Here is a 22,936-nt window from a genome sequence, read left to right on the forward strand (position 1 = left end):
GGCAGCGTTGCGGATTTGAATAATGTCACCTTCAATCATGCCGTATCGCGCGTTGCGCGGCCACCGGCGGTCTCCAACAGCGCGCCGGCGAGTGCGCGAAGCATCGCGTGAAGCGACGTAGAGAACGGATATGCGAAACATTAAGAATGCGAATGTCGAACAACTGCTGCAGAAACTGCTCGGCGCCGAGACCACTGCGCGGCTCTTCGCCACGCTGAATCATCCGCAGATTCTGAACGAGTGGGAAGCGGGCACGGTCACGCGCGCGGAACTGGCGCAGGCGATGAACATGGCGCTGTTCGAAGACCTGCTGGCACGTTCGCCGAACGGCCGCCAGTACACGGACGAAACGATCGCCGCCGGCGGCAGCGTGTATTTCGATCACGGCGCGCTGCGCACGGTGCGCTGGCCGCACAGCGGCGCGCTGCCGATGGGCGAAGCCGCGTTCGCGCGCATTCTGCGTCCGCTCGGCTTCAGCATCAACGGACGCTATCCGCTCGACCGCCTGGGCATGACCGGCCGCGCGTGGGCGCATGACGACGCGCCCGACGAGATCGCGCAATTCTTCGTCAGCGAATTGCATCCCGAGCGTTTTTCAGCGGACTTCCAGCAGGCCGTGACGAACGTGATCGGCGCGGCGTGCGATCCGTTGACGCCGCGCGCCGTCGGCCAGTTGTGGGAGCTCGAACGCGACGGCGTGCTGCCGCTCGATGCGGCGCACGCATTGCTGCCGGTGATCGTCGGTGCGTTCGCGCGCCAGCACGAGACCCCACGCGAAGCCGATTACGACGTATTGTTGAAGGAGTCGGCGGAAATGGCGTGGATCGCCACGGAAGGCAACGCGTTCAATCACGCCACGGATCGCGTCGCGGACGTCTTCCAGCTCTCCGACGACGAGAAGGCCAAGGGTCGTCCGATGAAGCCGGACGTGGAGCGCTCGCGTTCGGGCCGCGTGTTCCAGACCGCGTATCGCGCGGATACGGTGCGTCGTGAGTTCGTTGCGGCTGATGGCCGCATCGTGACGCGTGACGTGCCGGGTTCGTTCTACGAGTTCATCACGCGCAAGCGCACGTTCGATCAGGACACGCGCCGCTGGGAAACCGATCTGCGTTTCGACGCGGGCAACGCGCAGGGCATCTTCAAGATGACGGCGAGCCAGGCGGCATGAGCGTCGGGCAACGGCGCTCGTACGTTGAGCGGAACACGTGAGGGCGCGGCAGTGGGAACAACAACGTCATTCGATGAAGCGCAAGCGTCGACGCAGCCTGATGGCGGGCGTGGCTCGCTAAACGAGCCACGCGTCGCCACGCCGTTCAAGGGCACCGTCGCCGTTTTGCAGGCACTCGAAGCAGACCTGCGCCGCCATGTGCGCGGTGAAGTGCGCTTCGACCAGGGTTCGAAAGCGATATATGCGGCGGATGCGTCGAACTATCGTCAGGTTCCGCTCGGCGTCGTCGTACCCGCCGACGTCGACGATCTGCTGGCCACGCTCGCCGCCTGCCGCCGCAACGACGTGCCGTTTTTGCCGCGCGGCGGCGGCACATCGCAGAACGGTCAATGCGTGAACGTCGCGGTGGTGGCCGACGCGAGCCAGTACGTGAATCGCGTCGTGTCGGTCGATCCGGTCGCGCGCGTGGCGATCGTCGAACCGGGCGTGGTGTGCGACACGTTGCGCGACGCCGCCGAACAGCACGGCCTCACCTTCGCCCCCGATCCGGCCACGCATAGCCGTTGCACGCTCGGCGGGATGATCGGCAACAACTCGTGCGGCGCGCATTCGGTGATGGCCGGCAAGACGGTGGAAAACGTCGAAGCGCTGGAAATCGCGACCTTCGATGGTGCGCGTTTCTGGGTCGGCCCGACCTCCGACGCGGAACTCGAAAGCATCATCGCGACCGGCGGCCGTCAGGGCGAAATCTACGCCGCGCTCAAACAATTGCGCGACACCTACGCCGAGCAGATTCGCGCGAAATTCCCGCAGATCAAGCGGCGCGTGTCGGGCTTCAATCTCGATCAACTGTTGCCGGAAAACGGCTTCAATGTGGCGCGAGCCCTGGTCGGCACCGAGGGTACCTGCGCGGTCACGTTGCAAGCGAAAGTGCGCCTTGTGAAGAGTCCGGCGAAGCGCGTGATCGTCGTGGTTGGCTTCACCGATATCTACGTCGCGGCAGATGCCGTGCCGCATTTCATGCGCTGCGAGCCGATCGCGATCGAAGGACTCGACCGCGCGATCATTCGCGGCTTGCAGGCGCGCGGTTTGAAGAAGGACGAGATCGCACTGCTGCCGCCGGGCGACGCCTGGGTCGTGCTCGAATTCGGCGCGGACACGCAAGAGGCGGTGATGCAGCGGGCGCAAGCCGCCGCGGCCTATTTTTCGTCCGGCGAGGCGGGGCCGAACGTGTCGGCGATGCTCGTCGAAGATCGCGCGTTGCAAGCGAAGGTGTGGTCGATTCGCGAGACGGGGGCGTCGGCGGTGGCGTTGTCGATCGAGCATGGCGCGCCGGATCCGGTGGTGGGCTGGGAAGACGCGGCCGTCGATCCGATGCGGCTCGGCAACTACCTGCGCGCTTTTCAGGCGCTGGTGGACCGCTATGGCTACGAGACCAGCCTGTACGGCCATTTCGGCGACGGCTGCGTGCACGCGCGCATTACCTTCGACCTGCGCAGCGCGGCAGGCGTGTCGACGTGGCGCAAGTTTCTGCGCGAAGCGGCGGAGCTGGTGGTGGAATTCGGCGGCTCGCTGTCGGGCGAGCACGGCGACGGCCAGGCCAAGGCCGAGTTCCTGCCGATCATGTACGGCCCGGAATTGATGCGCGCCATGGAGCAATTCAAGGCGATCTGGGATCCGGCCAATCGTCTGAATCCGGGCAAGGTCGTGCATGCGTATCGTGCCGACGAGAATCTGCGGATGGGGCCCGCGTACAAGCCGGTGACCTTGCAAACGAAGCTCACGTTCGCGAGCCCGGAAGGTCACGGTTTTCAGCGCGAGATCGAGCGCTGCATCGGCATGGGCAAGTGTCGTTCGCTCGAAGGCGGCACGATGTGCCCGAGCTATCGCGCCACGCGTGAAGAGCGCTATTCGACCCGTGGCCGCGCGCATCTGTTCTGGGAAATGCTGCAAGGCGACGTGATCGCCGATGGCTGGCAAAGCCGCGAGGTGAAAGACGCGCTCGACACCTGTCTCGCGTGCAAGGGCTGCAAATCCGATTGCCCGACGCATACGGATATGGCTTCTTACAAGGCCGAATTTCTCTCGCATTACTACGAGACGAAGCGTCGGCCACGGCAGGCGTTGTTCATGGGACGCATCGGCGAATGGGCGCCATGGGCCGCGCGCTTTCCGCGTTTGACGAACTTCATGACGTCGGCGCCGGGACTGGCTTCGCTCGGCAAGTGGGTGGCGGGCGTGGCGCAGACGCGCGAATTGCCGCGCTTCGCCGGAGCGACATATCGGGAGATCGTGCGGCGTGCCTCATCCCATGCTCGTGGGGATGAAGGCAAGGTTGGCCACCCGGGAAAGAAAGTCATTCTCTGGGTCGATACCTTCAACGATCATTTCACGCCCGAAATCGCCGAAGCCGCCGCGGATGTTTTAGCGCAACTGGGCTGGCATGTCGTGCTACCGAAAAATCGCCTGTGCTGCGGACGTCCGCTATATGACTTCGGTCTGCTCGACCGCGCGCGTGAGCTGCTCACTCACATTCTCGACGACCTCGCGGACGATATCGCCGCCGGTGTGCCGTTAGTCGGTCTCGAGCCGGGTTGTTTATCCGTCTTCAAGGACGAACTGCTGAAGCAATTGCCCGATCACGCGTTGGCGAAGCAGTTGTCCGCGCAAACATTTCTGTTCTCGGATTTCGTCGCGCGTCAGCCGTTCGATTGGCCGACGCTCGACGCGGACGTGATCGTGCACGGGCATTGTCACCAGAAGGCATTGTTCGGCATGCAAGGCGACACGGCGCTGCTGAACAAACTCGGCGTGACCTGGAAACTGCTCGACACGGGATGCTGCGGCATGGCGGGATCGTTCGGTTTTAACGCCGAGCATCACGCGCTGTCGGAGAAGATTGGTGAAGACACGCTGTTTCCGGCTGTGCGGAATGCGACGGCGGCGAACGCGGAAACGATCGTACTGACCAATGGCTTTAGTTGCCGCGAGCAGATCGGACAGGGAACGGGCCGCCACGCAATGCATATCGCGCAACTGGCGCAGCGGGCGTTGGCGGCGGCGCGTGCGGACGCGGTCGCCGACGTTACGGCCGGTTGATACGCGCGGCTTGCCGCGTACGCGGCGGTTATTTCTTCGGTGAATCGGTGGTGGCGGGCACTTGCGGGATGTCGGCGCTGGTCGCCATCCACAACACTTCGGCATCTTCGTCGCTGGTCGACACCGCCGCGTGACCGGTACGGCTGTCGAAGTACAAACTGTCGCCGGCGTTCAGATGCGTCGGCGCGTACAACTCGGAATACAGGCACACGCTGCCGCTAATCACGTACAGGAATTCTTCGCCCTCGTGACGGCCCCAATCGTCGAAGGCGTCGAGCGTGTGCGCCGAAATGCGAATGCGGAACGGCAGCATTGCTTTATGCGCGAGGTCGGTGGCGAGCAATTCCATCTGATAGCCGCGATACGCGTGGCGCTGGCCTTCATTTTTGCGGGTCAACGCGCGGCGCCCACTCGCGCTGACTTTCGGCGTGGAGCCGAACAGCTCACCGATTTCGATCTTCAGACCCAGCACGATCTTCTGCAGCACGTCGAACGTGGGGGACATCAGGCCGTTTTCGACTTTGGAGAGCGTCGAGCGCGACACGCCGCACAGGCGGCTCGCGGTTTCCAGCGTCAGATCCTGGGCCTGACGGGCGGCGCGCACGCGCCGGCCGAGGTCCGTGGTGGAAGGATCGGCGGGTTTGGTGAGATGGGTATCCATGGGGTCGACAGCTTGAAAGCTCGCCTTCGTGGGCGTGTGATGTTTCCGATAATAACATTCGATGCGATCGGCCCGGTCGGTGGATGCGTGCGGCTGACGGGTCGAGCCGATTTTCCCATTGGAAACGCGATGCTTCGACATGGCGCGCGTGTCTTGCGTCATGGCGGTTAACGTCGTGAATTAAAGCGATGCCCGCGTGTATGGGGAATCGGCATTATTTGCTGAATGCATATTTGAATGTGAAAAAATTTAAAGACGAAAGATCCATTGGCACTTTGGATTTGAAATCCGTTATAGGTGCTTTTGATGCGGTCTCCCGGATAAAGCGAAGATCCTCGAAAGAATTTATTTTGTGCGGCAAGTATATGCCTATGGCATATTGATTATTTTTTGTTAAATGGCCCTGCCGACGGTTATTTTTATCCGCTATATCGATTACGATGCTGGGATTAAAAACGGCATCACTCAGATAAAAACGATCCATGTCGCAGAATCGTAAAAAACGACCAACGGGGAATCACGGGCGTCGAAAACCGCTTGGCAAGACCAAGCTCCTCCCGCATACCACCTCTTACGTGCGTGAGCAATCCCTATACTGGCATCTGGCTTTGGCGGCGTTTCAGACGGGCAAGGGTAATGGCGATCTGCTCGTCAAACTGGTCAAGGCGCTTTATCTCGCCTGGTATCTTCAGCAGGCCGGATTCGGCGACGCGGAACGCGAGCTTTATCTCGAAGCGGAACGCATTCTGGATGCCGCGGCTCACGGCGCGAACAAAGATATCTGGTCGATTGCCACCATCGACTGTCCGCCGATTATCCGGATTCTCGATTTGCACGAGCAGCAGTTGCTATCCGCGCCGGTGTTTGCGGTTGATGAAGCCGAATCGCGCGTTGTGCGTTTTGGAAAGAGCGAGAAGCGATCGCCGTGGTAAGGGCGATTGGCGTGGCATGGCGTTGGCCGCTGTTACGGGCCGTTTATTATCGGCTTCGCAACAGCTTCAGTCCGGGCAGCGCCCTTAGGCGCTGCTACGCACACACTTACGAAGCGCTCGCTTGCCGCCTCGCCTGCTCTTCGCCAAACAGCGCGATCTCTTCCGTCAACGCCCTGGCGACAAGCGGTCGAAGCGTTGTCCGCTTGTAATACGCCGCGACGGCAGGCCACTTGGCGAGATCGACGCCACCATACTGTGCCCAGTTAAGCACGGTAACCAGATAAGCGTCCGCCACCGTGAAACGATCCAGCAAAAACTCTTGCTCGCCGAGATGCTGTTCGAGCAAGTCAAGGCGCAGCGCAACCTTCTTCTGTGTGTAGGCCCGAACGTCGGAGGAGGCATGCGGGTCGAGCAGCGGCACGAACACCCCCTTGTGCAGTTCCGTGCTGATAAAACCCAACCATTCCTGCAACTTCGCTCGTTCCGCCGTGCCGACAGCCGGCGCAAGCCTGGCCGCCGGAAATGCATCGGCCACATACGGCAGGATCGCGGTGTTTTCCTTTAGCAGCCAACCCTCGTCGGTACGCAACACCGGCACCTGTCCTAGCGGGTTGATCGGATAGAAATTGGAGCCGTCGCGCAATTGCTTCGACTTCGTATCGACTTCGATAAATCGTGCCTCGGCATTCGCCTCGTAAAGCGCGATGCGGGTGGCGAGCGAACAGGCGAGTGGCGAAAAGTAAAGCTCCATGCTGACGACTCCGGTCGTTGGGATTGTTTTTGTACTATAGTGTATAAAAATCAACGCTGGCAACTAATTTTATGCATACCGGTACAAAAAATGACAAGCGGTCGCGTGGGCGGCCTCGCAGCTACGATCCCGAGCAGGCGCTGAGCGATGCGCGAGACGCGTTCTGGGACGGTGGCTATTCCGGCACCTCGCTCGACGCGCTGAGCGAGTCGACGGGGATGAATCGGCCGAGCCTGTACGGCGCGTTCGGCGATAAACACGCGCTCTATCTGAGTACGCTGGATCGATACGTCGAAAGCGGGCTTCAGGGCATGGAAGCCGCGCTCGCCGGAGATCGGCCTTTAGCCGATGCCTTGATGTCGGTATACGACGGTGCGCTGGCGATCTATTTGCCGGTTGGCGAGACGGCGCGCGGCTGTTTTCTGATCGGCACGGCGTTGGCGGAATCGAGAACGGATCAGGAGGTTCGCGACAAACTCGCGGCGGGGCTGAATACGTTCGACGCCTCGTTTGAGCGACGCCTCGAACGCGCGAAGGCGTCGGGTGAGCTTGATAGCGCGGCGAACCCCGCCGTATTGGCGAAGGTCGCCTCCGCGGTTCTGCACAGTCTGGCGCTGCGTTCGCGTGCGGGCGATTCACGCGCGTCGCTGCGCGCAACGGCAAAAGCGGGCGTCGCGTTGATCTGCGGCACGCCTGCCGAGCTGACGCGGAAGGTTGTTAGAAAGCCTCGTGGTGGTGGTGACGAGCGGGCCACTGATGCGCTTGAAGAAACCCCCGCAAAACGCAAAGCGAACCGCTAACGAACGCTTTATGCCGCGAACCATGATCCCCATGATTTATCACTGCAATTGCACCGAGTGCGACCTGTGCTGACTTCCTACTTCTGGAGTGGGGACGCTATTCGCAGTCGCTACGTGAGCGACATCGTGCTGGCCGATACGCTCGACATCCCCATGCCCCCGCCCCGTCTGCTGGCGGATTGGCAAAGGGAAATCGCGATGCACATGGTCCTCGAACCCGGTGACGTCGAAGTCATGCCGTTGGCGCGAGCGCGGGCGCGCTGGCCGGAGTACGGCCGCTGCGTGCAGGCCGTGTCCGACTGGACGCACGCGCTGGGATTGCCGGACACGCTCGCATCCAGTGATGTCGCCCTGATGGTCTGCCGAGGCGCGAGGTATCACCACGACGCCGGGCAATATGGCGGCGCGGCGTTCTGCAATCTCTTCCTGAGCGACGACCGCGGACTCGACGTGCATTTTCCGTCGGTCGGCCAACGCATTCCCCTGAAGCGAGGCACGGCGTTGATTTTCGACACAGGCCAGCCTCACGGCGTCATTCAGCGCGGCAGCAGCGGCTTTGATGCTGCCGATTTCGCCCCCGAAGAAGACTACGTGCAACTATTCCTGACATGGGAGCTGCCGATTGAAGACGCTCACGTAGCGCGAGCGCTCAAAATCGAGTTCGACGTCGCGCCTTCCTTTGCGTTGAAACTGGATGAAGAGCAAGTCCGGCTCGACGGCGAAAAAGTCGTGGTGTGCCCGGCGTCGGGACATTGGCGTCCGGCCGGCTGAGCCGCCGTAACCTCTTCTCAAAGCAAGGCGGCTACCCGCGTAACGATCTCCCTGCGTCGCGCCAGCGAATCCGCTGACCGTTCCCGCACCGACTCCACGACGGACGGCGGCGCGGTCTCCGGGCTGCCGGCGTCGAACGGCGGAGCGGGCGCGTATTCGAGCTGCAGTTGAATCGCCTGCGCTTGCTGCTCACCGACCAGCTCACTTGCCAGCGTCAGCGCGAAATCGATGCCCGCGGTCACGCCGCCGCCGGTGATCAGATTGCCGTCGCGAACCACACGATCTCGCACGGGAATCGCGCCCAATGGCGCGAGCAACTCGTGAAACGCCCAATGCGTCGTCGCCTTGCGTCCGCGCAGCAGGCCGGCCGCGCCCAGCACGAGGGCGCCGGTACAGACGGAGGTGACGAAGCGTGCCTGACCCGCTTGTCGCCGGATGAAGTCGAGGGTTTCCGGATCTTCCATCAGATCGCCGATTCCCGCACCGCCTGGCACGCAGATCACGTCGAGCGGCGGGCAGTCGTCGAACGTGGTATCCGGTACGAGCGTGAGTCCGCTGCTGGATTTCAGCGGCGCGAGGTCTTTCCAGAGCAGATGAACGGTCGTATCGGGCAGCGAGGAAAAGACGTCGTGCGGCCCGGTCAGGTCGAGCTGCTGCACGCGCGGGAATACGAGCAAGCCAATGTGAAGCGTCATTGCAGTACCTCGTTGTTTGAATAGCGTGGCCTGCTCCACGTTCGGCAGGCAATGCGGGGATGGACAGACGAACTGTACGCAAGTACTGTGTGGCGGGAATGCCATATCGCCAACATTTCCCGCCAGGTTGCCATGCATAAAGCGCTTCGATCGATCAACGTTCTCGCCTTCCCGGACGTGCAACTCCTCGACGTTTCAGGGCCATTGCAAGTGTTCGCCTCCGCGAACGAACTCGCGCGTGCGCGCGGCCTCGCTCCGTGCTACGCGCCGCGCGTGATCGCCGCTCGAGCGGGCACGGTCGTGTCTTCGGCCGGGTTGGGACTCGTGGCGCATGCGTTGCCGTCGGCTCGCACGCCGTCGGACACGTTCATCGTCGCGGGCGGAAGAGGGGTTCACGCGGCCTCGCGCGACGCCGTGCTGACTCGCTGGGTACGCCAGCACGCAGCCATCTCGCGACGGGTCGCGTCGGTGTGTACGGGCGCGTTTCTACTCGCGGCCGCCGGGCTGCTGGACGAACGCCGTGTCGTGACGCACTGGGCGCACTGCAATGAGCTTTTGCAGCAATACCCGGCGTTGCAGGTAGAACCGGATCGGATTTTCATTCGGGACGGCACGGTGTGGACCTCGGCGGGTGTGACGGCCGGTATCGATCTGGCGCTGGCGCTGGTTGAGGAAGATCTCGGCCGGTCAATGGCGCTCGACGTCGCGCGAGAACTGGTGGTCTTTCTCAAGCGGCCAGGCGGGCAGTCGCAATTCAGCGCGGCCTTGTCACTGCAACAGGACGACGATCAATTCGGCGAGCTTCACGCATGGATCGTGGAGCACCTGACTGTCGATCTTTCGGTTGCGGTGTTGGCCGACCGCGTCGGCATGAGCGAACGCAGCTTCATGCGCCACTATCGCGCGCGGACCGGCAAAACGCCGGCGCGTGCCATCGAACAGATTCGTACCGAGGCCGCGTTAGGTTTGCTCGTGGATACGTCGTTGCCGATCAAGCGCATTGCGGCGCGATGCGGATTCGGCAGTGAAGAGACTCTGCGGCGCAGTTTGATGCGGACTATCGCGGTCACGCCACAGGCGTATCGGGAACGTTTTGCGTCGAGAGATAGCGAATTGGTCGAGTCATAGCGCTATCGGGAAGCGCTCGGTCGCGCAAAAGTCCGATGCTTTACCTCCATAGCACATCGCCTCTGAATGAGCGTGCTTCAATGATTGCTCACATGGCACCTTCAGAGGCTATCAAATGTCGACGTCAATTTCAGGCACGCCCCTGCGTGCCGCGACACCGATAACGATCCTTCCCGATCGGATCGGTGCTGGTGGAAATAGTGCGAGCCGAACTAAAGATGAACGGCAAGCTCTCCCCGCTATTTATCGTCATCTATTTCAGGGAGACGAAGCTTGCTCGCCGATTCAGGCAAACCGCATGGGCTATGCGGGTCGTGATGCGGCGGCCAACGCATCGCGAGGCATTGGTGCATTGGGACAGATGGGCTGCTCCCACAACGGAAAAACCGGCGTAGCGCCTTTGCTGCGGATCGTTAAGGCTCGGTCAAACGATTTTGTGCGCGGTGCGTGCGACTTGCTGGGTACGGGCAATCTCGGCGGCAAGGAACTGCTGGGGTTGGCATCGAAAGGGTTGTCGGATGGGGCGACTGAGTTGGGCATCATGCCGGCGGTCCAAAGTCTGTCCGGCAACGTAAAGCAATTGATCTCGGATCCGAAGAATGAGCAGGCCAAATGGGACGTGGGCAATTCGGCGGCGCATCTTGCTGGCGGTCTCGCTGCCACGGCTGCGTCGTTCGTCTTTCCTCCCGCCGCGCTGGCGCCGTTGCTCCTGCCGAATTTTTCCGAAATCCATCATGCCGAGGATCTCCGGCACGAAGTGAACCGGTTGCGCGCACAGGGGCGCAATACCGAGGCCGATGCAATGCACACCATTTACCAGGAGGCCGCGCTAAATGCAACGCCGATCATCAACTGGTTCGGCTCGATCTATAAGTCGGCCATGCAACCAGCCGTCGAGACATTCGAGCTATCGCAAGGAAACACGCCGGGTGCTCCTCCAGCGGGCGGTGTACCGCACGGACTGGGCGATAACGCGGGAGAGGCTGCGAACCACTACTATGCGAGCGCTTTGTCCGAGCGGGCACAGTGTTTTGCAAACAACGCCAGGTCAAACCTGAAAGAGCTGAGTCAGAAGTCGGGCGTGGATACGGTAACGATTCTGTCGCGTGCCCCGCAGGTATTCGCGTGGCCATCGACGGGGCAGCCGATGCGGGTATTCGACAAGGCGATCGCGATCACCTATTCGAAGCGATCCGATTCGGTTTCCGCCCAGTTTCTCTCCTCGGGGAAGCACGGTCAATTCCAGGTGCCGATCATGGACGGCATGACAACAGACCACCGGATGAAGCACCTTATCGTGGTGGGCGACATGCTGGACCCGGACAAAACGAAAGTGAGGTTCGATCTGTCAATGTATCGGGACGGCAAAGTCGGCAACCTCGCCGTTGCGGACCCCAGGCATTGCGCGGTTTGAAGTCGAGCCGGTTCGACGCGGCGAAGAGGTGCGCGATGAAGCGAACCTCTTCCATCGAACCCGCTGTTGCCTATCCCTTGAACTCCACCGAAACAAAAATCTTCCTGCACGGCTCAAGCACTTCCCACGTACCCTTGAATCCGGCCGGAATCAGAAACCGGTCTCCCGCCCGCACGGTTTTACTCGTCCCATCGGCGTCACGAATGACGGACACGCCGGCGAGAATTTCACAGTACTCGCTCTCGGTGAAGTTCACGCTCCATTGTCCACATGCACCTTCCCATACGCCCGCCGCGAGTTGACTGCAAGGGCTGGTGAAGTGGGTATGAACGGTCTGTAGCGGATCGCCGGCCAGCACCGCCTCGGCCTTCGGCATGTACTCGATGCTCTCTTTCGCCGGCAGCGCGAAGTCCACGATGTTCGAAATGCTCATGATGTCCCAGTTAAAACGCGCAAAGACTGCAAGATCAAAAAAAGCGTGGCATACGCACCCACTGCATGCGCCACGCCGGAAAGACTCATCTTCGTTTGAAAGCCCACCATCCAGCTAATTCCTACTTACCGCCCGTCACTCAACTACCCGATTTCAACTGCGCCCAAAGCCGATTTTCGAGTCGCATGATCGGCGCCGGTTGCGGCCGCATCAATGTCATCTTGTTCAGCACGGCTGCGGGTGGATAGACGTTCGTATCCTGTTCGATAGCCGGGGTCACGAACTGCCGCGCGGCCCGGTTAGCGGTCGGATAAAACACTTCATTGGTGATATCCGCGCTGACCTTCGGATCTTCGATGTAGTTCATCCATTTCATTGCCGCTTCCGGATGCGGCGCATCTTTCGGAATGACCATCACGTCCATCCACAGCAGCCCCGCGTCCTTGATATTCGAGAACCGGACTTCGTAAGCGCGCTTGGCCTCCGACGCGCGACGCAGGGCGATCCCCACATCGCCCGAAAAACCGAACGCGACGCAGATATCGTTGTTCGCGAGATCGTTGATATAGCCGGACGAATTGAACTGCGTGATGTATGGACGGATTTTCTTCAGGACTTCGTACGCCGCCTGGTAGTCGCCGGGATTGGTGCTGTTGGGGTCTTTATGCATGTACTGAAGCACGGCGGGGAAAACATCCGACGCCGAGTCAAGGAAGGAGACGCCGCAACTTTTTACTTTCGACAGATTCGCCGAATCGAACAGCAGCGACCAGCTATCCACCGGCGCGTCGCCACCCAGCGCTTTCTTCACGGCTTGCACGTTATAGCCGATGCCGTCCGTGCCCCACGCCCAGGGCACGCCGTATTGATTGCCGGGGTCCGCATCGGCGATCAGTTTCATGAGTCCAGGATCGAGATTCGCAAGATTCGGCATCTTCGACTTGTCGATCTTCTGATAGACGCCGGCTTCGATCTGCCGCGCCATGTAGCTCGATGTCGGCACCACGATGTCATAACCTGAACTGCCTGCAAGCAGCTTCGCCTGCAGGGTATCGTCGCTGTCGTAACTATCGTATTTCACGTTGATGCCAGACTGCTTTTCGAAATTGGCGATCGTGTCTTTCGCGATGTAGTCCGACCAGTTATAGACGTTCAGCGACGTGTCCGCGGCACATGCGGCGTTCATCGCGGTCAAAGCGGTCAGCGAGCACAGCAGCGTGCGGGTGAGCGAAAGCAGCGTGTTATGACGGGTCTTCATTCTGCAATCTCCTTGGGTTCGATCTTCGATTTGTTGCCGACGCAACGGCGCGCATCCATCACTGTCCATTCGCCCATGCGGTCACGACGATTGCGACGACATGACCAGCAGGACGAGACGAGGCGTGACGCCACCTGCCGCAGCGCAAGCGCACAGCAAAGCGAAACGGGAGGCGTATAGGCGAACGTCGGCAGCCATTTCGCGCGAGCAAGCGAGCTTGCTCGACACGATCAGGCAGACGCATTGCAAACGCTCGGCCGCTAGCTAAACGAGCGGCCTACCGTATGCAACACAGGTTCGCGAAAAGAGAGGGGGGCTAAGGCAGAAGCGACGCGATTTCGTCGGTACGAACGGGAATAGCGGAGGGCGCTGCGATGACGTTATGCCGGCGCACTGAGCGGCGCGACAAGACGGTATCGATGGACAGGGGGCGGGATGGCGAAGCGCAGTTGCTCCCCTGATGAGCGATCGGACAGCCGGACAGGAACGTTCTTTCCCGACCAGGCTGGTATCTCACCAATGGACCACGGACTTTCACGATGGAACCCGAAGCGACGTTGAGTAGACGTTCTCGCTGACGTGAACAACCACGCGACGAGAACCACCAAACTGCCGCCTTAGGATAGCCGAGCCATTATTTTCGTCAAAGGACTTTCTGACATGGACTCGTCATGGTCGCGCGTATTCACACACTATCGCGCGATGCAAGCGCGTGACATGCGCTCGCATCGGATGAACTCGTGATGCGTTACTGACTGTTCATCGGCGCTTGCTGCATGGGCGCATTGGCGCCCGTTTGCGACGTGCCACCGGCCGGACTGCCGTAGCCGGTTGCATTCTGCGCGGCAACACGGGCTTCCGCTGCCTGGATATCGGCGGGATAGGTGGCGTCGGTGGCGACGGCCGGGTTGTAGCCGGCGTCTTCGAGTTGCTTCAACTGAGCCTTGACCTCTGCACGCGTGAGCGGCTGCTGATCGGATTGCGCGAACGCTGCCACGGGCGCAGCCAGCACGGCAACCAGTGCAACGGCTTTGATTAGCGAGTTCATGATGCTTCCCTCCAGGAATTGTTTTATCCGGCACCGCAGCAATTTACGGCGCCCACTGAAGGAGTCTAGGAAGCCCGCTGTCTTGGGGAAACTACTGGTCGGTTAATTCAGTATTGCCGCAAACAGTAAGTCGGCGCGCTGTAAGCCACGTCGTAAGACAGGACGAATCGCCTCACACGCCGTGGCGTACGTCGACCTTATAAGTCGTGACTTGCCGGTACGTGTCGCCGGCTTGCACGATGCCTCGATCCTGCTTGGCCATATTGACCTGGTTCGGAAAACCACCCGCTTCGAGACACAAGCCCGCATGCGCCTGATAGGCGATACCGCCGCGCCCCTTCTCGCCATTCAGCCAATTGCCGGTATAAAACTGTAAGCCGTGTTGATCGGTCGAGACGATCAACTGGCGTCCGCTGCCTGGATCGTACGCACAGGCCACTGGGCGTAGCGGCAATGTGCCGGCGTCCGCTGCATCGCGCAGCACGTAGCAATGATCGAATCCATGCGCCCGCGCCAGTTGCGCATGAGGCCAGTCCAGACGTGCGCCGATCGGCGCGCTTTGCCGGAAGTCGAATGCATTGCCCGCGACTTCCGCGAGCTGGCACGGAATCATCGCCGTATCGACTTCAAAAAAACGCTCGGCGTCGATCGACAACACGTGACCGCGAATATCGGTGCCAGGACGACCGGTCAGATTGAAGTACGGATGGCTGGTCAGATTGAGCGGCGTCGCGGCGTCGGTGATTGCTTCGTAGGTAAGGGTCAGCGTACCGTCGTCGTCGAGCGTATAGCGCACTTGCGTGGTGACGTTGCCTGGAAAACCCGCGTCGCCTTCGGGCGACTCCAGCCGCATGAGCAGCGCGCCGTTGTCCTCGCTCACGTCCCACAGCGCACGATGAAAACCCACCGTGCCGCCGTGCAGCAGGTTCGCGCCTTCATTGCGATCGAGCGTGTACTCGATGCCGTCGAGCGTGAAGCGCGCATCCGCAATGCGATTCGCCCAGCGGCCGATCAGGCCGCCCATGTAAGTCGTGGCAGCCACGTAGTCGGCCGGCGTGTCATGACCAAGCAGAATATCGCCGAGACGTCCTGCACGATCCGGTGCATGCCACGACACCAGCGTTGCGCCCAGGTCGCTGATGGCGACTTTCATGCCGTGCGCGTTGCGCAGCGTGAAGAGCCGGACGGGATCGCCGCCATGCAACGTGCCCCACGGCTCGGAAGAAAGTTGTGCGATGCTGATCATGTCGTCGATCTAAATAAGAGAGTGAGGGCGCGCTCAGTCGGGCATGGGCGCCGGCGTCTGTTCCGCATTCGCGCGATCCTGATACTCGCGCGGCGTGCAGCCGAGCTCCCGCCGAAATACCGCATACATGTACTGCAGCGATGTGAAGCCGCAGCGAATCGCGACCTCGGCGCTGGACGCGTCGCGTTTGGCCAGCAGTGCTTTCGCGACATCGAGTTTATGGCGCAGAATTTCCTGGTGCACCGTACATTGCCGTTCGCGCCGGAAGTATTCTTCGAGCGACGAACGCGACACGCCCACGTAATCGGCTACCTGCTCGGTGCGAATGCCCTGGCACGCGTACTGGCGGATAAAGTGCCGCGCGCGCATCACATACGGACTCGCAAGCGGTTGATGTTTGGTCGATTCGAGTACATTAATTCCAACCGGCGGTACGAGAATGCGCCGCCCCGGAAAACGCGCGCCGTGCAGCATTTGATGCAACAAATGGGCGGCGGTGCGGCCCATTTCGTCGGTGCCCTGTATGACCGACGAAAGTGGAATTCGCGTCAACGTACGCGTGAGCGGATCGTTGTCGATGCCGATAATCGCCACTTCCTCGGGCACGGCAATACCCGCGATCAGGCAGGCCTGCAGCAGGTGCCGCGCGCGCGCGTCGGTCACGGCAATGAGGCCGACCGGCTTCGGCAATTCCCGCAGCCACGCGGTGAGTTGTTCAGTCGCCTGGTTCCACGACGGCGCACTGGTGGAAAGCCCGCGATAGATCTCGCCGTCGATCTGCTCGACGCTGTGACCGTCCGCACGCCGCAGGTGCGCGAATGCCAGTTCACGCTGTTGCGCCCAGCGGTTCTCCTGCGCTTGCGGCAGGCTGTACAGCGCGAAATGTTCGAGGCCGGCGCCGATCAGATGCGTGTAGGCCAGCGAAACAAGCTTGTTGTTGTCCGTGGCGATATAGGGTAAGTCCGGAGGGTAGTGCGCCGGATCTTCGAACGACGACCCCACCGCTACCACCGGCAAAGGACAATCGCGCAGTGCTTCGCCCACGGCCGGATCGTCGAAATCCGCAATGATGCCGTCGCCGTCGAAACGCTCGATTCCCGTGAGCCGGCAGCGAAAATCTTCTTCGAGGAACAGATCCCACGCCACGCGCGTCGACAGCAGGTAATTGCCGATGCCGGTAATGATCTCCCGGTCGTAGACCTTGTTCGCGTTGAACAGCAGCGCGATCCGATGGGTCGTCTGTGGTGTTGGCGGACGGGTCATGGCGGTGGGTGGCATGCAGGTCGTGAATGGGACTCCGCACGCCTTCGTCTCCGGTTGAATACGGGTTTATACCGCATCGTTTTTAAGTGTCTGGTTATTCTAGGCCCCGAATCACGAAGCCGTGCGAATCAAACACGCGGGCGGTGAGAAACATCAAGCACGCTGCGCAATTTCGCAATTGCCGATGCCTTGTCCAGGCGTCAGCATGGCGTCACCTTGTCGACCGCTACGGCAACGCCGTGCGAGTTGCATTGCAACATAAACAGGAGACGCCGATGTCCTATTTCGAACACATTCCCGAAATCCGTTATGAGGGCCCGCAGTCGGACAACCCGCTTGCGTACCACCATTACGATAAAAGTAAAAAAGTACTCGGCAAGACCCTCGAAGAACATTTGCGTATTGCGGTGTGCTACTGGCATACCTTCGTCTGGCCGGGTACGGATATCTTCGGGCATGGGACGTTCCGGCGACCGTGGCAGCAAGCCGGCGACGCGATGGAGCGGGCGCAGCAGAAAGCGGATGCCGCCTTCGATTTCTTCTCGAAGCTTGCCACGCCGTACTACACCTTTCACGATACCGACGTCGCGCCCGAAGGCGCCAACCTGAAGGAATACAGCGAGAACTTCTCGCGTATGGCCGACTATCTGGCGCGCAAGCAGCAAGACACTGGCGTCAAATTGCTGTGGGGCACGGCCAATCTGTTTTCGCATCCGCGTTATGCGGCCGGCGCGGCGACCAGTCCCGATCCGGAAGTGTTCGCCTTTGCCGCGACGCAAGTCCGTCATGCGCTCGATGCAACGCACCGGTTGGGTGGTGAAAACTATGTGCTGTGGGGCGGCCGCGAAGGTTACGACACGCTGCTCAATACCGACCTCGTGCGTGAACGCGATCAGCTTGCGCGCTTCCTGCATATGGTGGTCGACCACAAGCATCGGCTCGGTTTCAAGGGGGCGTTGCTTATCGAGCCGAAGCCGCAGGAGCCGACCAAGCACCAATACGACTACGACGTTGCGACCGTTCACGGCTTTCTGTTGCAGTTCGGACTCGAGAAAGAGATTCGCGTGAACATCGAGGCCAATCACGCGACCCTCGCCGGGCACTCGTTTCATCACGAGATCGCGACGGCGTATGCGCTCGGTATTTTCGGCAGCGTCGACGCGAATCGCGGCGATCCGCAAAACGGCTGGGATACCGATCAATTCCCAAATAGTGTCGAAGAACTGACGTTGGCCTTTTACGAAATTCTCAAGCATGGCGGGTTCACGACCGGCGGCATGAACTTCGATTCGAAAGTGCGGCGGCAGAGCGTCGATCCGGAAGATCTGTTTTACGGCCATATCGGCGCGATCGACAACCTCGCGATCGCCGTTGAGCGAGCCGCGGTGCTGATCGAAAACGACCGTCTCGAACAATTCAAACGTCAGCGCTACGCGGGTTGGGAGGCCGAGTTCGGTCGCAAGATTCTCTCGGGCGATTACTCGTTGTCGACGTTGGCGTCGGATGCGCTGACGCGTGGATTGAATCCGCAGCACGCCAGTGGGCATCAGGAGTTGATGGAAAGTATCGTGAATCAGGCTATTTACAGCGGGCGTTGAGCGCGTCTCGCCGCAAGCGCATCAGGCAATAGCGGCATCACATAAAAATCGCGCGGCCACGTTGACCGCGCGAATCAGGAAGCTTTGGGTTGTCGCTTGTCCGGTCTTGCGGCTCGCAGCGCAAACCGTCCAATCCGGTATTCCGGCTATCAGAAGATGGAGACAGAGATGAAATTCGCAACGCGTCGTACCGTATTGAGTTCGCTCGTGTGTGGAGCGGTACTCGCCAGCCTGTCGCTTGTCGCGCCGCTCGCGCATGCAAGCAAGGATCACCCTGAAATCGGTTTCTGTATCGACGATCTGCGTGTCGAACGCTGGTCGCGCGATCGTGACTATTTCGTCGCCGCCGCGGAGAAACTCGGGGCGAAAGTGTCGGTGCAATCGGCCGATGCGAGCGAGGAGCGGCAGATCTCGCAGATCGAGAACCTGATTTCGCGCGGCGTGGATGTGATCGTGATCGTGCCGTTCAATTCGAAGACACTCGGCAATGTGGTGGCCGAAGCGAAAAAGGCGGGCATCAAGGTCGTCTCGTATGACCGCCTGATTCTCGACGCCGACGTCGACGCCTACATCTCGTTCGACAACGAAAAGGTCGGCGAATTGCAGGCGCAAGGCGTCTACAACGCGCAACCGAAAGGCAACTACTTCCTGCTCGGCGGTGCGCCGACCGACAACAACGCCAAGATGTTGCGCGAAGGCCAGCTCAAGATTCTGAAACCGGCCATGGACAAAGGTGACATCAAGATTGTCGGTCAGCAGTGGGTGCCGGAATGGAGCGCTTCAACGGCGCTGCGTATTACGGAAGACGCATTGACGGCGAACAACAACAAGATCGACGCGATCGTCGCCTCGAACGACGGCACCGCCGGCGGCGCGATCCAGGCGCTGGCCGCGCAGCACATGGCGGGCAAGGTGCCGGTGTCGGGCCAGGACGCGGACCTCGCCGCGGTGAAGCGGGTGATTGCCGGTACGCAAACCATGACGGTCTACAAGCCGTTGAAGCTGATCGCGAGCGAAGCGGCCAAGCTCTCCGTGGCGCTGGCCAAGGGCGAGAAGCCGGGCTATAACGCGCAGTACGACAACGGTAAGAAGAAGGTCGACACGGTATTGCTGCAGCCTACGTTGCTGACCAAGGGCAACGTCGACGTGGTGATCAAAGACGGCTTCTATACCCAGGCCCAGCTCGCGAGCCAATGAGCGTAACGTGTGCGCGGCCGATGTCGACACGCCCGGTGCGTGTCGCCGCCGCCGCGCGCCTTGCAGCGAGGCATAGCGAATGACTCAACCCTTGCTGACGATGCGGGGCATCGTCAAGGCATTTTCCGGCGTGAAGGCGCTCGACGGCATCGACCTGACGGTCGCGCCGGGCGAGTGCGTCGGCCTGTGCGGCGAGAACGGCGCGGGCAAATCTACGCTGATGAAGGTGCTGTCCGGCGTCTATCCCCATGGCACCTGGGACGGCGACATCACGTGGGAAGGCGAGCCGCTGAAGGCCGCCAGCGTACGCGACACCGAACGCGCCGGCATTATCATCATTCACCAGGAATTGATGCTGGTGCCGCAGCTCTCGGTGGCGGAGAACATTTTTCTCGGCAATGAAATCACGCTGCCCGGCGGGCGTATGAATTACGCGGCCATGTATCAGCGTGCCGACGAACTCATGCGTGAGCTCGGCATTAGCGGCATTAATGCCGCGCAACCGGTGATGAACTACGGCGGTGGTCACCAGCAATTGATCGAGATCGCGAAGGCGTTGAACAAGCGCGCGAAACTGTTGATTCTCGACGAACCGTCGTCGTCGCTGACCGCGTCGGAGATCCGCATTCTGCTCGACATTGTGCGTGATCTGAAACGGCGCGGCGTGGCCTGCGTGTACATCTCGCACAAGCTCGACGAAGTCGCGGCAGTGTGCGACACGATCAGCGTGATTCGCGACGGCCGGCATGTCGCAACCGAGCCGATGCGCTCGCTCACCACCGACCGCATCATCTCGCTGATGGTGGGCCGCGAGATCAAGAACCTGTTTCCGCGCGAGCCGCATCCAATCGGCGACGTGATCTTCGAAGCGCGTAATGTGACCTGCTTCGACGTTACCAATCCACGGCGTAAGCGGGTGAACGACGTGTCGTTCGCGCTGCGGCGCGGCGAGATTCTCGGCGTGGCCGGTCTGGTCGGCGCCGGGCGCACGGAATTGATGGAGGCGGTCTTCGGTGCATACGCGGGTGTGAGCGAAGCGACGGTCGTGCTGGAAGGCCGGCCGCTAAAGATTCGCGCCCCCGTGGATGCAATTCGCGCCGGCATCGGCATGGTGCCGGAAGATCGTAAGCGGCACGGCATCGTGCCGGGTTTGAGCGTCGGCCACAACATCACGCTCGCGGTATTGCAACGCTTCGCGAAAGGCGGCCGGATCGATTCGGCCGCCGAACTCGACACGATCAACACCGAGATGAAGCGGCTTTCGGTGCGCGCGGCGCATCCGATGCTGTCGATTGCGAGCTTGTCCGGTGGCAATCAGCAGAAGGCCGTGCTCACGCGCATGCTGCTAACCGACCCTAAAGTCCTGATTCTCGACGAGCCCACGCGCGGCGTCGACGTCGGCGCGAAATACGAAATCTACAAACTGATTTTTCAACTGGCGCAGCGCGGTATGTCGATCGTGATGGTGTCGTCCGAATTGCCCGAGGTGCTTGGCATCAGCGATCGCGTACTGGTGATTGGCGAGGGTGAACTACGAGGCGATTTCGTCAACGACGGCCTCACCCAGGAGGACATTCTCAGCGCCGCGATCCGTCCCGTACAGCGATCCCCGAACCCAACCGCAGCGAGTGCCGCATGACGCCCGACGTTACTACCCAACGCGCCGACGGCGCCGCGTCACGCGGTGCATTCGGCGGCCCGCAGCGCATTCAGCAACTTTTTGCACGCTACAAGATTCTTGCGTTGCTGATTGCGGTGGCCGCGATCTGGATTTTCTTCTCGTTCCTCACACACGGCGCGTTCGTCACGCCACGCAATCTGTCGAATCTACTGCGGCAAATGTCGATCACCGGCATGCTCGCATGCGGCATGGTGTTCGTAATCATCGCCGGTGAGATCGATCTGTCGGTCGGCTCGCTACTCGGTTTGCTCGGCGGCGTGGCTGCGATACTCGACGTCAACCGCCATTGGCCGATCGGCGTGACCGTGCCCGTGGTGATGCTGCTCGGCGTCGTGGTCGGCATGTTCAATGGATGGTGGTCGACCTATCGCCGCGTGCCTTCGTTCATTGTCGGTCTGGGCGGCATGCTCGCTTATCGCGGCATTCTGCTGGGCGTCACGGGTGGTTCGACGATTGCACCGGTCTCCGACGGTTTCGTGTTTCTCGGCCAAGGTTATTTGCCCCGACTCGTGGGTGACGCGCTTGCCGTCGTGCTGTTCGTGCTGCTCGCATTTCTCACACTGCGGCAGCGGCGCAATCGCGAACGCTATCAATTGCGTGTGGTACCCGTGTGGCAGGACGTCGTGAAGGTGGTCGGCGCGGGCGTGATACTGGCGGGCTTCGTCGCCACGCTCGATCGTTACGGCGGGATTCCGGTGCCGGTGCTGTTGCTACTCGCGTTGCTCGGCATCTTCACGTGGATCGCGACGCAAACCGTGTTCGGACGGCGCATTTACGCGGTTGGTTCGAACCTGGAAGCGACGCGGCTCTCGGGCGTCAACACGAATCGCGTGAAGCTGGCGATCTTCGCGCTGATGGGGCTGATGTGCGCGTTTGGCGGCATCGTCAACACGGCACGGCTCGCGGCCGGTTCGCCGTCGGCAGGCTCGATGGGTGAACTCGACGCGATTGCCGCGTGCTTTATCGGTGGTACGTCGATGCGCGGCGGTTCCGGCACCGTGTACGGCGCATTGATCGGCGCGCTGGTGATGGCGAGCCTCGATAACGGCATGTCGATGCTCGACGTCGACGCGTACTGGCAGATGATTGTGAAGGGGAGCATTCTGGTACTTGCTGTGTGGATCGACGTTGTATCCGGATCGAACCGACGATGAGGTAGCCCATCGCGACGACAGCGACACACGTGCAGCATTCGGCAACGGATTGCTGCATGTTTTATTTATTTTAAAATTACGTTAGGCATCCGTATAAATATTCAATCAGTCTCGTCCTCGTCAGCCCTTGCTTCACCAGCGAGCATGTCCCTGCAGACTTCAGCGCGTAATTCCGGCTTCATGACGTTCTCTCGTCGAGATCCTCTATTTGGCGCATATCATCATTTACATATTATTTTCATTGTGATTACAATGCGTGCAACTTATCGCTGAGATAAGTGCACTCGTCAGTGCTCTCGACCTGCCGCCTTCCCCTAGACGTGCAGGTTTTTTTTTGTCAGGTTTTCCTTCTTTGAAAGACTTTAGGCGGCGCCGGTTTTAATTGGTGCAAGCCTTAACCAATATGGAAAACCAGCACTGACGTGGTGCAAACCGGCGCCGGAGTTGTAAGGCGGCGTGTTACGTCGATCGCACAATTTTTTTACGCCGATCAAACAAATTTTGACTGAGCGATTCTGTCCTGATATGTTTGCGTCCACTAAATGAAAGAAAAAGTTCGTCTTGGTGTCAGGCAAGAGTCGTGACGTGGCTTGAAAGCGGATACGGGTAGTCTTTCACGGCTATCCATTAAGTAAGCTA

General features: G+C 60.6%; 19 protein-coding genes and 1 pseudogene. 12 read left to right on the plus strand and 8 right to left on the minus strand.

Annotated features, from left to right (window positions below; translation table 11 throughout):
* The first annotated feature begins 130 nt into the window (after nt 1-130).
* Together B0G83_RS27485 and B0G83_RS27490 are read left to right on the plus strand one after the other, a co-directional pair.
* Nucleotides 131-1,168, plus strand: coding sequence for a DUF1338 domain-containing protein (locus B0G83_RS27485; RefSeq protein WP_105510531.1), 1,038 nt, complete (start codon nt 131-133; stop codon nt 1,166-1,168).
* A gap of 51 nt (nt 1,169-1,219) precedes the next feature.
* Nucleotides 1,220-4,267: an FAD-binding and (Fe-S)-binding domain-containing protein gene (locus B0G83_RS27490; protein ID WP_105510532.1), complete on the plus strand. Its 3,048-nt coding sequence runs from the start codon at nt 1,220-1,222 to the stop codon at nt 4,265-4,267.
* Between the two features lie 28 nt (nt 4,268-4,295).
* Here the strand turns inward: B0G83_RS27490 and B0G83_RS27495 are convergent, their stop codons facing one another.
* A complete protein-coding gene (locus B0G83_RS27495; RefSeq protein ID WP_105510600.1) occupies nt 4,296-4,928 on the minus strand; it encodes a helix-turn-helix domain-containing protein in 633 nt (210 codons plus the stop codon).
* A gap of 575 nt (nt 4,929-5,503) precedes the next feature.
* Here B0G83_RS27495 and B0G83_RS27500 point away from each other — a divergent pair.
* Nucleotides 5,504-5,860 carry a hypothetical protein gene (locus tag B0G83_RS27500; protein ID WP_258168333.1) on the plus strand — a complete coding sequence of 119 codons (357 nt, stop codon included), beginning with the start codon at nt 5,504-5,506 and terminating at the stop codon, nt 5,858-5,860.
* Nucleotides 5,861-5,966: 106 nt separating this feature from the next.
* On the opposite strand, the gene B0G83_RS27505 is transcribed toward B0G83_RS27500, so the two are convergent.
* Nucleotides 5,967-6,674 (minus strand): glutathione S-transferase C-terminal domain-containing protein, encoded by a 708-nt coding sequence (locus B0G83_RS27505; RefSeq protein ID WP_258168334.1) that lies wholly within the window; start codon nt 6,672-6,674, stop codon nt 5,967-5,969.
* Nucleotides 6,675-6,682: 8 nt separating this feature from the next.
* On the opposite strand from B0G83_RS27505, the pseudogene B0G83_RS39260 reads away from it, so the two are divergent.
* From B0G83_RS39260 to B0G83_RS27515, 3 genes and pseudogenes are all read left to right on the plus strand, one after another.
* A pseudogene (locus tag B0G83_RS39260) lies at nt 6,683-6,871 on the plus strand (helix-turn-helix domain-containing protein); the annotation flags it as partial.
* A gap of 51 nt (nt 6,872-6,922) precedes the next feature.
* A complete protein-coding gene (locus B0G83_RS27510) occupies nt 6,923-7,411 on the plus strand; it encodes a TetR family transcriptional regulator C-terminal domain-containing protein (protein WP_258168342.1) in 489 nt (162 codons plus the stop codon).
* A 66-nt stretch (nt 7,412-7,477) separates the two neighbouring features.
* Nucleotides 7,478-8,182 (plus strand): hypothetical protein, encoded by a 705-nt coding sequence (locus B0G83_RS27515; protein ID WP_105510536.1) that lies wholly within the window; start codon nt 7,478-7,480, stop codon nt 8,180-8,182.
* A gap of 17 nt (nt 8,183-8,199) precedes the next feature.
* Here the strand turns inward: B0G83_RS27515 and B0G83_RS27520 are convergent, their stop codons facing one another.
* Complete coding sequence (locus tag B0G83_RS27520; RefSeq protein WP_105510537.1) at nt 8,200-8,877, minus strand: DJ-1/PfpI family protein; 678 nt, start codon at nt 8,875-8,877, stop codon at nt 8,200-8,202.
* 132 nt (nt 8,878-9,009) lie between these two features.
* Between B0G83_RS27520 and B0G83_RS27525 the strand changes: the two genes are divergently transcribed.
* Both B0G83_RS27525 and B0G83_RS27530 read left to right on the plus strand, forming a co-directional pair.
* Nucleotides 9,010-10,005 (plus strand): GlxA family transcriptional regulator, encoded by a 996-nt coding sequence (locus B0G83_RS27525; RefSeq protein WP_105510538.1) that lies wholly within the window; start codon nt 9,010-9,012, stop codon nt 10,003-10,005.
* A gap of 115 nt (nt 10,006-10,120) precedes the next feature.
* Nucleotides 10,121-11,419 carry a hypothetical protein gene (locus B0G83_RS27530; RefSeq protein WP_146120305.1) on the plus strand — a complete coding sequence of 433 codons (1,299 nt, stop codon included), beginning with the start codon at nt 10,121-10,123 and terminating at the stop codon, nt 11,417-11,419.
* A gap of 70 nt (nt 11,420-11,489) precedes the next feature.
* Here the strand turns inward: B0G83_RS27530 and B0G83_RS27535 are convergent, their stop codons facing one another.
* From B0G83_RS27535 to B0G83_RS27560, 5 genes are all read right to left on the minus strand, one after another.
* Complete coding sequence (locus tag B0G83_RS27535) at nt 11,490-11,852, minus strand: cupin domain-containing protein (protein WP_105510540.1); 363 nt, start codon at nt 11,850-11,852, stop codon at nt 11,490-11,492.
* Nucleotides 11,853-11,991: 139 nt separating this feature from the next.
* The gene (locus B0G83_RS27540; RefSeq protein WP_258168340.1) at nt 11,992-13,038 is read right to left on the minus strand and encodes a polyamine ABC transporter substrate-binding protein; all 1,047 of its coding nucleotides are present in this window, start codon (nt 13,036-13,038) and stop codon (nt 11,992-11,994) included.
* An 820-nt stretch (nt 13,039-13,858) separates the two neighbouring features.
* Nucleotides 13,859-14,158 (minus strand): DUF4148 domain-containing protein, encoded by a 300-nt coding sequence (locus B0G83_RS27550; RefSeq protein ID WP_105510543.1) that lies wholly within the window; start codon nt 14,156-14,158, stop codon nt 13,859-13,861.
* Between the two features lie 172 nt (nt 14,159-14,330).
* A complete protein-coding gene (locus tag B0G83_RS27555) occupies nt 14,331-15,404 on the minus strand; it encodes an aldose epimerase family protein (protein ID WP_105510544.1) in 1,074 nt (357 codons plus the stop codon).
* A gap of 33 nt (nt 15,405-15,437) precedes the next feature.
* Nucleotides 15,438-16,667 carry a DNA-binding transcriptional regulator gene (locus B0G83_RS27560; RefSeq protein WP_105510545.1) on the minus strand — a complete coding sequence of 410 codons (1,230 nt, stop codon included), beginning with the start codon at nt 16,665-16,667 and terminating at the stop codon, nt 15,438-15,440.
* A gap of 275 nt (nt 16,668-16,942) precedes the next feature.
* On the opposite strand from B0G83_RS27560, the gene xylA reads away from it, so the two are divergent.
* The 4 genes from xylA to B0G83_RS27580 all read left to right on the plus strand — a co-directional run bounded on the left by xylA (nt 16,943) and on the right by B0G83_RS27580 (nt 22,297).
* Nucleotides 16,943-18,265, plus strand: coding sequence for a xylose isomerase (xylA, locus tag B0G83_RS27565; RefSeq protein WP_105510546.1), 1,323 nt, complete (start codon nt 16,943-16,945; stop codon nt 18,263-18,265).
* Between the two features lie 168 nt (nt 18,266-18,433).
* Entirely contained in the window at nt 18,434-19,462 is a 1,029-nt protein-coding gene (gene xylF, locus B0G83_RS27570) for a D-xylose ABC transporter substrate-binding protein (protein ID WP_105510547.1), read from the plus strand.
* A gap of 79 nt (nt 19,463-19,541) precedes the next feature.
* Nucleotides 19,542-21,101: a D-xylose ABC transporter ATP-binding protein gene (gene xylG / locus B0G83_RS27575; protein ID WP_105510548.1), complete on the plus strand. Its 1,560-nt coding sequence runs from the start codon at nt 19,542-19,544 to the stop codon at nt 21,099-21,101.
* Nucleotides 21,098-22,297: a sugar ABC transporter permease gene (locus B0G83_RS27580; protein ID WP_105510549.1), complete on the plus strand. Its 1,200-nt coding sequence runs from the start codon at nt 21,098-21,100 to the stop codon at nt 22,295-22,297. Before xylG ends, B0G83_RS27580 begins: the two co-directional genes overlap by 4 nt.
* The last annotated feature ends 639 nt before the right edge of the window (nt 22,298-22,936 follow it).

Origin of the sequence: Paraburkholderia sp. BL21I4N1, from assembly GCF_002973525.1 — a bacterium.
In the GTDB taxonomy this organism is placed as follows: domain Bacteria; phylum Pseudomonadota; class Gammaproteobacteria; order Burkholderiales; family Burkholderiaceae; genus Paraburkholderia.

What these genes read in the sequence shown, in the direction of transcription:
- B0G83_RS27580 (WP_105510549.1), top strand. Translation starts at nt 21,098, where the DNA reads ATGACGCCCGACGTTACTACCCAACGCGCCGACGGCGCCGCGTCACGC.
- B0G83_RS27510 (WP_258168342.1), top strand. Translation starts at nt 6,923, where the DNA reads ATGGAAGCCGCGCTCGCCGGAGATCGGCCTTTAGCCGATGCCTTGATG.
- B0G83_RS27540 (WP_258168340.1), bottom strand. Translation starts at nt 13,038, where the DNA reads ATGAACGCCGCATGTGCCGCGGACACGTCGCTGAACGTCTATAACTGG.
- B0G83_RS27555 (WP_105510544.1), bottom strand. Translation starts at nt 15,404, where the DNA reads ATGATCAGCATCGCACAACTTTCTTCCGAGCCGTGGGGCACGTTGCAT.
- B0G83_RS27550 (WP_105510543.1), bottom strand. Translation starts at nt 14,158, where the DNA reads ATGAACTCGCTAATCAAAGCCGTTGCACTGGTTGCCGTGCTGGCTGCG.
- xylF (WP_105510547.1), top strand. Translation starts at nt 18,434, where the DNA reads ATGAAATTCGCAACGCGTCGTACCGTATTGAGTTCGCTCGTGTGTGGA.
- B0G83_RS27535 (WP_105510540.1), bottom strand. Translation starts at nt 11,852, where the DNA reads ATGAGCATTTCGAACATCGTGGACTTCGCGCTGCCGGCGAAAGAGAGC.
- B0G83_RS27520 (WP_105510537.1), bottom strand. Translation starts at nt 8,877, where the DNA reads ATGACGCTTCACATTGGCTTGCTCGTATTCCCGCGCGTGCAGCAGCTC.
- B0G83_RS27495 (WP_105510600.1), bottom strand. Translation starts at nt 4,928, where the DNA reads ATGGATACCCATCTCACCAAACCCGCCGATCCTTCCACCACGGACCTC.
- B0G83_RS27485 (WP_105510531.1), top strand. Translation starts at nt 131, where the DNA reads ATGCGAAACATTAAGAATGCGAATGTCGAACAACTGCTGCAGAAACTG.
- B0G83_RS27525 (WP_105510538.1), top strand. Translation starts at nt 9,010, where the DNA reads ATGCATAAAGCGCTTCGATCGATCAACGTTCTCGCCTTCCCGGACGTG.
- B0G83_RS27530 (WP_146120305.1), top strand. Translation starts at nt 10,121, where the DNA reads ATGTCGACGTCAATTTCAGGCACGCCCCTGCGTGCCGCGACACCGATA.
- xylA (WP_105510546.1), top strand. Translation starts at nt 16,943, where the DNA reads ATGTCCTATTTCGAACACATTCCCGAAATCCGTTATGAGGGCCCGCAG.
- xylG (WP_105510548.1), top strand. Translation starts at nt 19,542, where the DNA reads ATGACTCAACCCTTGCTGACGATGCGGGGCATCGTCAAGGCATTTTCC.
- B0G83_RS27560 (WP_105510545.1), bottom strand. Translation starts at nt 16,667, where the DNA reads ATGACCCGTCCGCCAACACCACAGACGACCCATCGGATCGCGCTGCTG.